Source organism: Calothrix anomala FACHB-343, assembly GCF_014696435.1.
In the GTDB taxonomy this organism is placed as follows: domain Bacteria; phylum Cyanobacteriota; class Cyanobacteriia; order Cyanobacteriales; family Nostocaceae; genus Aulosira; species Aulosira anomala_A.
In genome coordinates this window covers 43,138-55,459 of sequence record NZ_JACJQG010000019.1, presented here as the reverse complement: position 1 = coordinate 55,459, position 12,322 = coordinate 43,138, and the positions used below count along the sequence as shown (strand labels likewise).

Genomic DNA, 12,322 nt, shown 5'->3' with positions numbered 1-12,322 from the left:
ATGCCCCTACCATGACTGAAAATTCTCACGATGAAATCATTTAGATATATATCTAACGGGGATCGCTAAAAGCTAAATTTAATTTAAGAAATTGATTGTTTACACCACGATATCCCCACAAGTTCCTCACAATTGTTATCTATAACTCATAGGTGAGAGTCAAAAGACAGGTTGATAGCTAATGTCAACTGAGGTGAAATTTATGCACAATCTAAAATTCCCGCATTTTCCCATAGAACATCACACGCGAGACAATAGCCATATATTTCCAGCAATTATTAATTCCGGTTACATTCATTCAGTAGAAAGTTGTGGGACAGTTGACGGGCCTGGTATTCGATTTGTAATTTTCACATCTGGTTGTCCGCTACGCTGTCTTTATTGCAGTAATGCTGATTGTCGCTATCTAGAACATGGTAAACAAACCAGCGTTGACGAATTAGTCACAGAAATTCAGAAGTATAGATCCTATATGAAATCTTCTGGTGGTGGTGTGACAATCACTGGCGGAGAACCATTAATGCAGCCGGGATTTGTTCGCGAAATTTTTAAACGCTGTCAAGAATTAGGAATTCATACAGCATTAGATACTTCTGGTTTTTGTGAGTTAGAATCCGCTAAATCTGTACTCGAATTTGCCGATTTAGTTTTGCTTGACATTAAATCTTTTGACCCTGATACTTATACTAAAGTTACAGGTCGCAGCATTGAACCCACATTAGCTTTGGCTAAATATCTCAATGTCATTCATAAGCCTACTTGGATTCGATTTGTGTTAGTTCCCGGTTTAACCGATGACCAAGAAAATGTTAACGGGTTAGCTGATTTTATTGCCCCATTCACTAATGTAGAAAGATTAGAAGTTTTACCATTTCATAAAATGGGTGAATACAAATGGCAGGAACTAGGATTTGAATATTTATTGAGAGATACTCAACCACCATCTCCAGAACAAGTACAAGCAGTGTTGGATATCTTTCGCAGTCGAGGAATATTTGCGATTTAAGTTTTTGAGAATTAATGGCGCACGAGTGAAATATCTGTAGTAAATTCCGCAGCAGGATACATATATGAAAGTTACGAATATCGAAGAATTAGAATTACTTGTACAACGGGTAAAAGCAGCACAGGCGAAATACGCTAATTACTCTCAAGAACAAGTTGATGTCATCTTTAAAAAGGCTGCATTAGCAGCTAACGCCGAACGAATTCCCCTAGCCAAATTAGCAGTTACAGAGACAGGGATGGGGATTGTAGAAGATAAGGTGATTAAAAATCACTTTGCTTCAGAATTTATTTACAATAAATACAAACATGAAAAAACCTGCGGGGTGATTGAAGAAGATAATTCATTTGGCATTCAAAAAATTTCTGAGCCTGTAGGGATTGTGGCGGGAATTGTCCCGGTAACTAACCCGACAGCAACGACAATTTTTAAAGCCTTAATTGCTTTAAAAACCAGAAATGCCATTATCTTTTCACCCCATCCCAAATCAAAAAATTGCACTATTGCAGCCGCTCAAATTGTCCTCAAAGCCGCAATTGCTGCTGGTGCGCCAGAAGATATTATTGGTTGGATTGATGAGCCAACTGTGGAATTATCGAAAGCTTTAATGCAGCATCCAGAAGTTAAATTAATTTTAGCAACTGGCGGGCCGGGAATGGTACGCGCTGCTTATTCTTCAGGACATCCATCGTTAGGTGTGGGTGCGGGTAATACTCCCGCCATAATTGATAGTAGCGCCCATATTCAAATGGCTGTGAGTTCAATTTTATTAAGTAAAACCTTTGACAACGGCATGATTTGCGCTTCGGAACAATCAGTTGTTGTGGTTGATGAAGTTTACGAAAAAGTTAAACAGGAATTTATCAGCCGGGGTGCATATTTTCTCAATGATGAGGAAAGACAAAAGCTGGGTAATATAATTTTGAAAGATGGCAGATTAAATCCGGCAATTGTGGGACAGTCGGTAGAAACTTTAGCGAATTTAGCCGGAATTTCTCTGCCAAAAGATGATAACCTGACAACACAAAAGATTCATAAAGTCTTAATTGGTGAAGTTGAAAATATAGGCGATAGCGAACCTTTTGCTTATGAAAAATTATCGCCTATCTTGGCAATGTATCGCGCCGCAGATTTTCATGATGCTGTAGATAAAGCCGATAAATTAATCGAATTCGGCGGTTTGGGACATACTTCGGTATTGTATACAAATCCTGATAATTTGGATGATATTGCCTATTTTGAAAACCGGATGAAAACCGGGAGAGTTTTAATTAACACTCCATCTTCTCAAGGGGCGATTGGCGATTTATATAACTTTAAACTTGACCCATCTTTAACATTAGGTTGCGGTACTTGGGGCGGAAATACAATTTCTGATAACGTCACACCCCATCACTTAGTAAATATCAAAACGGTATCGCAACGGCGACAAAATATGTTATGGTTCCGCGTTCCGCCAAAAATCTATTTCAAATATGGTTGTTTACCTGTAGCTTTGCGCGATTTGGAAGGTAAGGAACGAGCTTTTATTGTTACAGATAAACCATTATTTGATTTAGGAATTGTCGATAAAGTTACCCAAGTTTTAGACGAAATTGGCGTTAAACATGACGTATTCCACGATGTCGAACCAGATCCCACATTATCAAATGTAAATAAAGGATTAGCTTTACTCAGAAGCTATCAACCAGATGTGATTATTGCCATTGGTGGCGGTTCGCCAATGGATGCGGCTAAAGTTATGTGGTTGATGTACGAACAGCCAGATATTGAATTTGAAGGCTTGGCGATGCGGTTTATGGATATCCGCAAGCGGGTTTATGAATTACCGCCTTTGGGACAAAAAGCCATCATGGTAGCGATTCCCACAACTTCGGGGACTGGTTCAGAAGTGACACCCTTTGCTGTGGTGACAGATGACAGAGTTGGCGTGAAATATCCCTTAGCAGATTATGCCCTAACTCCGAATATTGCGATCGCCGATCCGGAACTCACCTTAAATATGCCGAAAAAACTCACGGCTTATGGTGGTATTGATGCATTAACTCATGCCTTAGAAGCCTACGTATCCGTAATGGCAACCGAGTTTACAGACGGTTTAGCACTGCAAGCAATTAGATTATTGTTTAAATATTTACCCAGTGCTTACCAAAATGGTGCTAAAGATCTCAAAGCTAGGGAAAAGGTACATTATGCAGCGACAATTGCAGGTATGGCTTTTGCCAATGCTTTCTTGGGTATTTGTCACTCAATGGCACACAAACTCGGTGCTACTTTCCATGTTCCCCACGGTTTAGCTAACGCTTTGATGATTTCCCACGTTATCCGCTACAACGCCACAGATATTCCCTTCAAGCAAGCAATATTTCCCCAATATAAATATCCTAATGCTAAAGATAGGTATGCGCAAATAGCCGACCATCTGCGTTTGGGGGGAAATACAGCCGACGAAAAAGTGGAATTATTGATTGCGGCGATTGAAAATCTCAAACAGCAAGTTGAGATTCCGGCGACGATTAAACAGGCGTTGGGTGATGAAGATAAGGAGTTCTACGCCAAGGTGGAAGAAATGGCGGAACAAGCATTTGACGATCAATGTACCGGTGCAAATCCCCGCTATCCGCTAATGAAGGACTTGAAGGAGTTATATGTTTTAGCTTATCAAGGTTGTCGGATTGATGCGGTTCTTTATCACAATACGCCGGAGTTTTTTGCCGGTGAAAAGGTAGAGGTGTAGGATAAAGGCGATAGATATGATTTAGGGCACAAGATTATTGTGTCCTACCTCATTTGTGGGATTGTTTTTGGAAATTGGTATGATTTTTGAACCGCCTTCTCTGCGAGAGGCTTCCGCCAACGCGCAGCGTCTCGCAGAGAAGACGCCAAGGACGCAGAGAGAAGAAATAGTATATGTAGGGTGGGCATTGTCTAACATATAAGCTTTTGCTAGGTATTATCTCTGTGTTCTCTGTGTTCTCTGTGGTTAAATAATACCAATATGAAATAATATTTGCGACAAGGATTTACGCACACTCTAGGAATTCTTGGCGTTCTTGGCGTCTTGGCGGTTCAATTACAGCAGTTTTCACCTATTTGAACCTCATCTATCGTAGGGGCACGGCACAGACAATCTTTTGGTACATACAATAATTTTACTGATGCCGTGCCCCTACAATCTGTCGCATTCTTTGGTTAAATTGGGATAAATTATTTTTGCACCGCAGAGGACGCAGAGGCGCAGAGAAAATCAGAGATTGTATTTCTCTCTTCCCATGCCCAATGCCCCATGCCCAATGCCCCTATAAATTTTCCCGTAAACCGATCGCAATTTTACTATGTTTCTCTATCTGCCCCATGACTTGTTTTGCCCGTTTAATTACTACCGCAGGTAAACCGGCTAGTCTTCCGGCTTCGATTCCGTAGGATTTATCTGCACCGCCTGGTTGAACTTGGTGTAAAAAGATAATTTGATCTGGTAGTTCTTTAACTGTTACTTGATAATTCGCAACATTGGTTAACATTCCCGCGAGTTCGTTTAATTCGTGGTAATGGGTAGCAAAAATTGTTCTGGCTTTGATATCTGTAGCTAAATATTCCGCTACCGCCCAAGCTATAGAAAGTCCGTCAAAGGTGGCTGTTCCTCTGCCAATTTCATCTAATAATACTAAAGACCTGGTGGTTGCATGGTTGAGAATATTTGCGGTTTCGTTCATCTCTACCATAAATGTAGATTGACCTGTGGCTAAATCATCAACTGCACCGACACGGGTAAAAATGCGATCGCATACTCCCAATTTAGCAAATCTCGCCGGCACAAAACTCCCCGTCTGCGCCATTAACTGTATTAATCCCACCTGACGCAAATAACAACTTTTACCACTCGCATTTGGCCCGGTAAGAATAATTAAGTCGGGGTTGACTGTTGACTGTTGACTGTTGACTGTTGACTGTTGACTGTTGACTATTGACTGTTGACTATTGACTGTTGACTGTTGACTGTTGACTGTTGACTGTTGACCTAATTGTGTAGAATTGGGGACGAAGAAGCCAGCAGGTAAGGATTGTTCGACTACTGGGTGTCTTCCTTCGACAATTTCTATTTCTCTTCCGGGTACAATTTCCGGGCGACAATAACCTTGATTGACTGCTAACTCAGCTAAACCACACAAGACATCGGCTGCTGCTACCGCCCGTGACAAGTTGCGGATGATTTCTGCTTGTGCGCCGACTTCCTCCCGCAAGGCGACAAAAATCTCATATTCTAATTGATTTAAATCATCGCGGGCTGAGAGAATTCTGGCTTCCCGTTCTTTTAATTCTGGGGTAATATACCGTTCTTCATTCGTCAGGGTTTGCTTGCGGATGTAGTTGGCGGGTACTTGGTCGGCTTTGGTACGAGAAATACTAATATAGTAACCAAAGGTTTTATTAAATCCTACCTTGAGGTTAGGGATACCTGTTTTGGCTCGCTCATCTACTTCTAAATTAGCAATCCATTGTTGATCCGCTTCGACGGTGGCTTTGCTTTCATCTAATAAATTATTTACGCCAGCCCGAATTAAACCGCCTTCTTTAATATGTATGGGTGGTGCTTCTACTATATGGGCGTGGATTTTTGCGGCTAATTCTTCTAATACAGGCTGTACTTTTTGTAAGGCTTTGAGAAAAGGCGAATTGGCTTCTACTACTAATTCCGCTAATTCTGGTAAACGCGAAAGAGAATCTGCTAAAGCCATTAAATCTTTGGCGTTTGCTGTTCCCGAACCAGCCCTACCTGTTAACCTTTCTAAGTCGTAAATTTGCTTGAGTAACTGGCGCAATTCTTGCCGTAAGGCGGTATTTTCTACTAATTCTTGAATGGTATCTTGTCTGGCGCGAATACCTTTAATATCAATTAATGGTTGCAATAGCCAGCGCCGTAACGCCCGCCCGCCCATTGCAGTGCTAGTTCTATCCAAAGCCCAAAGTAGGGAACCGTGAAAAGTTCCATCGCGGACAGTTTGCGTAATTTCTAAATTACGGCGGGTTTGATGGTCTACGATTAAATAATCGGTGACGGTATAGCTGCGTAATAATTGCAGGGGTACTTGGTTTTCTTTTTGGGTATCTTCAAGATATTCCAACAGCCCGCCAGCCGCACGTACAGCGAGGGGAAGATGTTCGCAACCCAAACCTTCTAGCGATCGCAGTTTATATTTCTGCAATAATCTACTTCTAGCTTCACCTTGAGAAAATGAAGATTGCGATCGCAAACAATAACAAAAAGCTGGCGGTAAACATTGGGGTAAATTGGGCGAAGTTTCCCCAGGACGCAGTAAAATACCTAAATCCGGCGCGTTGGTGGGAAACAGCACCTCGGAAGGCTGTAACCGCATTAATTCTTGCGTCAGGTGTTCTAAATCACTACCTTGAGTTGTGAGAAATTCCCCAGTTGAGATATCTGCATAAGCCAAACCCCAATGATTAGCCGCAATTACCACAGCAGCTAAGTAATTATTGCGACTTGCCTTGAGCATTCCTTCTTCCAGCAAAGTCCCCGGTGTAAGGATGCGGGTGACTTCCCGACGCACCAAACCCACAGCTTCCGAAGCATCTTCTACTTGGTCGCAAATTACCACAGCATAACCTTTTTCCACCAGTTGAGTAGTGTAGCGTTCCCAAGCATGGTGCGGCACACCAGTCATCGCCACCCGTCCCACTTCACCGCCATGTTTGCTAGTCAGAACTAATTCCAGTTCCCGCGAAACAGTCACCGCATCTTGAAAAAAAGTTTCAAAAAAATCTCCCACCCGATACAGCAACAGCGCATGAGGATACTTATCCTTCACCTCCACATAATGCTGATACATCTTACTCAGCTTACTGCGGTCTACTAATCGCGTATCCGAATGCGGCGTAGTCGAGTTACTGGGTTCCGTTGGCTGGATATCGTCGTCAGAAGCGGTCATAAATCCTAGAAGTTACGCAGGGAGATGCCACAATATCCGATGATAGCGTGTTTTTGGGCATGGGGCATAGGGCATTGGGCATGGGTAATACCAATTAAAAAAATAATCATCCCGTAGGGGCGGGGTTTCCCCGCCCTTTGCGACAATCCACACATCACATCATTAATTAAATCGGCATCACATTTTACCGCCGATGTATAACCATAGCCCAACTTGCGATCGCAAAAGCGGCTATTTCATTATCAAAAGTGGCTATTGTAATGTCGAAAGCGGCTATTGTAGTATCGAAAGTGGCTATTGTATTATCGAAAGCGGCTATTGTAGTATCGAAAGCGGCTATTGTATTATCAAAAGCCGCTATTGTAATATCGAAAGCGGCTATTGTAGTATCAAAAGCGGCTATTGTATTATCGAAAGTGGCTATTGTAGTATCAAAAGCGGCTATTGTAGTATCGAAAGCGGCTATTGTAGTATCAAAAGCGGCTATTGTAATATCGAAAGCGGCTATTGTAGTATCAAAAGCGGCTATTGTATTATCAAAAGCGGCTATTGTATTATCGAAAGTGGCTATTGTATTATCGAAAATAGAAAATGCAACTGCCGAAATAGCAATTGTAGAATCAAAAATAGCAAATGCGTAGGCGTAAACCGTCACAGTAAGTATCACTCAAGCTTTTATTGTGCCGATTTACAGCGATATCACAGTTTCAGCAGCTTGGTTTTCTGGATTTCGTGGGCGAAGATGTAAAGTAATTTCCGTATCAAGTCGCTTGAGGAAAATCAGGAGTTTACCCTCACTGAAGCGTTGAAACTCGCCCTTCATTAAATGAGATACTTCTGGCTGGGGAATTCCTAACAGTTTACTGATTTCCCGTTGCTTGAGGTTGCGTTGTTTCAACAGACGCAGTACCACAATGCCGATTTTACCACGGGTAAAAAGTTCATCGGCATCTTCCAGACCAAGATCAGCAAATACGTTACCACAGCTTTCTTCAAAAACGGTTTCTTCTGTCATGCTTGTTTCTCTCTTTCCAGCGCGTCTTGATAGCGTTTTTTAATCAAATCAATGTCCGACTGTGGGGTTTTAATCCCCCGTTTTGATTTCTTTTGAAAAGCGTGCAGTACATAAATTTTTTCTCCAATCTTTACAGCGTAAACTGCTCTGTAAGTATCCGTATCATAGCGTTTGACGATTTCATATACACCGCTACCAATACCTTTAAACGGTTTAGCATCTATTGGGGTTTCGCCTGCTTGCACCAATTGCAATGCATAGCCTACTGATGCACGCACTTGTTCGGGAAACTCACGGATATTTTTACGAGAGTCCCCCATCCAAACAATTGGGCGTAAAGGAACCTCGATAATATCTTGTTCATCTGTCATTTTATATGAAATTTCTTATAAAACCAGATAGACAATACCAAAAAATCAACGATCCAACAAGTAGGGGCACGGCACCGATAAAACTTCTGTATTGCCGAGAGATTATGGATGCCGTGCCCCTACAGCGTATTATCTTAAAATTTCCGTAAACCTGCATAACCCCACACCGCCGAGAACTATATTGATTTGTATCCAAAATCAGTATAAATCCTCATGAAAAAGCATAAAAAACTTCCTGGGTTAGCATCTCGCGCTGCGGCTTTATTTTTCGCCCTGCTTTTATTATCCGAGTCAACAGCCGCTAGTTTGGGGAGTCATGGGTTAAAAATTGCCCAGCAACCAGCGCCTACGCCGTCAGTTCCCTTGAATGCAGAACAACAAAAGTTATACCAACAGGGTGTAAAGCTAGTTGGAGAAGCACAGGAGTTACAGAAGAAGGGAACTAAAGAAGGATATCAACAGGCGATAAATAAATATCAGCAGGCTTTAAAAATTGTTCAGGAATTAAGATTGCTCCAAGATGAATTTGAGATATTATTTTTTATTGGCACTGCCTACAATTATATTGATGATCGTAAAAATGCTTTAATATATTTTAATCAAGCATTAGAAATTTCCCGCGAAATTAAAAATAATATTTTGTTAGCAAAAGTTTTTGTTGCTATTGGTGCTGTTTACACTAATACTGATGAGCCAGAAAAAGCACTTAATTATTTCCAACAGGCAACGTCAATATTTCTAAAAAATAAACAAATTAATGAACTAGCAATGACTTATAAAGGACTTGCTAATGTTCAGCATAAATTAGGAAATACAAAAGAGGCTCTAGATTTATTAAACAAGGCACTAAAAATTTATCGAGAAACACTAAAAGATTTATCTGGAGAGGCAGACACGCTTTATAGTATTGGCTTTATATACTCAATGGCAGGTGAAAATATAATAGCTATTAATTATTATAATCAAGCCTTAAAAATCCAACGCCAAAGAAAAGATTTAAAAAAACAAGCTATATTAATGAGTGACATTGGCTATCTTCAAGGTCAATTAGGAAACTTTGAAAATGCTCTAAAATCTTTAAAAGAAGCGTTAAAACTGCATCAACAGGCAGGATCTCAATTATCTGACAAAGCTAGTACTCTAACAGATATTGGTTTTTTATATGCTTCAAAGGGAGATTATAAAACAGCAATTTATTACCATCAACAAGCTAGAAAGCTTTATCAGCAAGCTGGTAATACATATTTAGAATCAACCATTATTCTTGTGATTGCTAATCTTCACACAACTTTTTCAGGAGATTATCAAAAAGCACTAGAGTCTCTAGATGAAGCGCTTACTCTTCAGGTGAACGATAAGGATGGGCAAGCTTCAACTTTTGATGCAAAAGCTGATATTTATGCATCGCAAGGTGATTACCAATTAGCATTAAATGAGTATAATAATGCTTTGAAAATCTCAAGTTCAATACCAAATCCTAGAATGGAAGCTCGTACCCTTGGGAAAATTGCACTACTTCAACAATCTCTAGGTGACTATAAATCAAGTATTGATACTTATAAAAAAGCCTTAGAAATATACAATCGTCTACCAGATAATACTGGACAAATTCGGACTTTATTGTTTATTAGTATCGTTTATCAAACACAAAATAAATACGATGAATCACTTCAATTTTATAATCAAGCGCTATCACTATTAAGCAAAGATGATTATCGATCTGAAATCAGCATACTTCATGGATTGGCGAGAACACATATATATTTAAAAAATTACAATAAGGCATTGGATTTTGCTAATCGTGCATTAGCACTATCACGCCAAAACTCTTTTCAAGAAGAAGTTTCTCTCAGTATTCTTAGTAGTGTATATCGAGCAAAAGGCGAGTACACAAAATCATTAGATATCTCTCAAAAAATTTTGTTACATTATCGCAAAGCCGGCTTACGCATTCGAGAAGCGCGAATATTAGGCGATATCAGTATAATTTATGGACGACAAAACAATTATCAGCAAGCGATAAATACACTCAATGAAGAACTGAAAATACGGCGTGAGTTAAAAGATAAAACAGGCGAAGCAGATGCACTTTACCTAATCGCTATCAATCAACGCAAACTAGGAAACCTCAACGCCGCACTTACCAACATCGAAGCCGCAATCCAAATCATCGAAAATATCCGCAGCAACGTTAAAAACTCAGACTTACGTACTTCCTACTTCGCCACAGTCCAAAATTACTATAAATTCAAAATCGACCTATTGATGGAACTGCACAAAAAAGACCCATCAAAAGGATACAATGCCCAAGCCATCGAAACAAGCGAAGCATCTCGCGCCAGAGGATTAGTAGAACTATTAACCGAAGCCCGCGCCAATATCCGCAAAGGTGCAAACCCCGAACTTTTAGCCGAAGAACGCCGCATACAAGCCTTAATTGATGGTAAAGAAAAAGTCCGCTTTGAAATAGTTAACAGCGAAAAAATTAACAACCCAATTTTTAAAACCAACGCCGAGAAATTACAAGCAGAAATTGACGAACTTCTCCGCCAACAAAAAGAACTAGAAACCAAAATCCGCCAAACTAGCCCACAATACGCTAACCTCAAATATCCCCAACCTCTAAATTTAGCCCAAATTCAGCAACAACTCGATAAAGATACCCTACTATTACAATATTCCTTAGGTAGCGATCGCAGTTTTTTATGGGTAGTTTCTCCCAATTCCCTCGACACTTACGAACTTCCTAAAAAACAAGAGATAGAAAAAAGCGCCATCAATTTATTTTGTTTAATTAGCGAAAATACCTCTAAACCGCCTTCTGTCACTAACAAAGAAAATCCCTGCACTGGGATTAAAAACCGTAAAATTGATGTCGCCGCAACAGAACTCAGTCAACAGATTCTCTCACCTGTCAAAGATAAATTAGGCAAAAAACGCTTAGTAATTGTCGCCGATGGTGCTTTGCAATATATTCCCTTTGCGGCGTTAGCTGATTTAAATTTTCAACCAAGCTCCACACCACAACAACAAAATCAACCAAAAAATTCCTGTGAAACTGATAGAGGTTTATTTCGTTCTTGTACCTCACTTGACGATCAGAGCTTCAATTACCAACCTTTACTAGTAAATCACGAAATTGTCAGCTTACCTTCCGCATCTACCATTGCCATTCAACGCCAACAACTCGCCAATCGTCCACAAGCACCCCAAGCCTTAGCTATCCTCGCTGACCCAGTATACAACGCTACCGATACAAGAATTACCAGCGCCCAAAATAAACAACTGCAAAAGCAAGATTCCCTAGATTTAGAGCTAGAACGCTCCGCCCTCAAGCGTTCCGCCGATAGCCTCAATCGCCAAGGCTGGACGCGACTTTTAGGTACGCGCACAGAAGCCGAGACAATATTTAAACTAGTACCAAAATCCAAAGGTGTACAACTTTTAGATTTTGCCGCAAATTACACCGCAGCTACCAGCAGCAATCTCAATCAATTCCGAATTTTACACTTTGCTACTCACGGCTTTGTGAACGATGCTAACCCAGAATTATCAGGAATTGTACTTTCTTTGGTAAACGAACAAGGTAAAGATATTCGCGGATATCTGCGATTAGCAGACTTATTTAACCTTGATTACCCAGCAGATTTAATTGTTTTGAGTGCTTGCGAAACCGGATTAGGCAAAGAAATTCAAGGCGAAGGCTTGGTAGGTTTGACAAGGGGATTAATGTATGCAGGTGCAGAAAGCTTACTAGTGTCTTTATGGAAAGTTGATGATAAAGGCACATCTGAGTTTATGCAAGAATTTTACAAGCAAATGTGGCAGCAAAATAAATCAGCTTCTCAAGCATTGCGGGCGACGCAATTAAAAATGTGGGAGCAAGAAAAATGGCGTAATCCTAATTATTGGGCGGCGTTTACATTTTTGGGCGAATGGCGATAGCCAAGTAAGGGCGGGTTCACAGATATGCTCAATTACC

At 40.5% G+C, this 12,322-nt stretch carries 7 protein-coding genes; 3 read left to right on the top strand and 4 right to left on the bottom strand.

The features are described from left to right. Positions 1-202 precede the first annotated feature (202 nt). Both pflA and adhE read left to right on the top strand, forming a co-directional pair. Complete coding sequence (gene pflA / locus H6G08_RS13090; protein ID WP_190542871.1) at positions 203-1,006, top strand: pyruvate formate-lyase-activating protein; 804 nt, start codon at positions 203-205, stop codon at positions 1,004-1,006. Positions 1,007-1,070: 64 nt separating this feature from the next. Continuing rightward, complete coding sequence (gene adhE / locus H6G08_RS13085; RefSeq protein WP_190542868.1) at positions 1,071-3,743, top strand: bifunctional acetaldehyde-CoA/alcohol dehydrogenase; 2,673 nt, start codon at positions 1,071-1,073, stop codon at positions 3,741-3,743. Between the two features lie 562 nt (positions 3,744-4,305). On the opposite strand, the gene mutS is transcribed toward adhE, so the two are convergent. The 4 genes from mutS to H6G08_RS13065 all read right to left on the bottom strand — a co-directional run bounded on the left by mutS (position 4,306) and on the right by H6G08_RS13065 (position 8,340). Continuing rightward, the gene (mutS, locus tag H6G08_RS13080; protein WP_190542865.1) at positions 4,306-6,954 is read right to left on the bottom strand and encodes a DNA mismatch repair protein MutS; all 2,649 of its coding nucleotides are present in this window, start codon (positions 6,952-6,954) and stop codon (positions 4,306-4,308) included. Positions 6,955-7,138: 184 nt separating this feature from the next. Beyond that, positions 7,139-7,609, bottom strand: a complete 471-nt coding sequence (locus tag H6G08_RS13075) for a hypothetical protein (RefSeq protein ID WP_190542862.1) — start codon at positions 7,607-7,609, stop codon at positions 7,139-7,141. Positions 7,610-7,642: 33 nt separating this feature from the next. Beyond that, complete coding sequence (locus H6G08_RS13070; RefSeq protein ID WP_190542859.1) at positions 7,643-7,969, bottom strand: helix-turn-helix domain-containing protein; 327 nt, start codon at positions 7,967-7,969, stop codon at positions 7,643-7,645. Next, positions 7,966-8,340 carry a type II toxin-antitoxin system RelE/ParE family toxin gene (locus tag H6G08_RS13065; RefSeq protein WP_190542856.1) on the bottom strand — a complete coding sequence of 125 codons (375 nt, stop codon included), beginning with the start codon at positions 8,338-8,340 and terminating at the stop codon, positions 7,966-7,968. The genes H6G08_RS13070 and H6G08_RS13065 overlap by 4 nt, the downstream gene beginning before the upstream one ends. A 213-nt stretch (positions 8,341-8,553) precedes the next feature. Here H6G08_RS13065 and H6G08_RS13060 point away from each other — a divergent pair, with 213 nt between their 5' ends. Continuing rightward, positions 8,554-12,285 carry a CHAT domain-containing protein gene (locus tag H6G08_RS13060; protein WP_190542853.1) on the top strand — a complete coding sequence of 1,244 codons (3,732 nt, stop codon included), beginning with the start codon at positions 8,554-8,556 and terminating at the stop codon, positions 12,283-12,285. Positions 12,286-12,322: the final 37 nt, after the last annotated feature.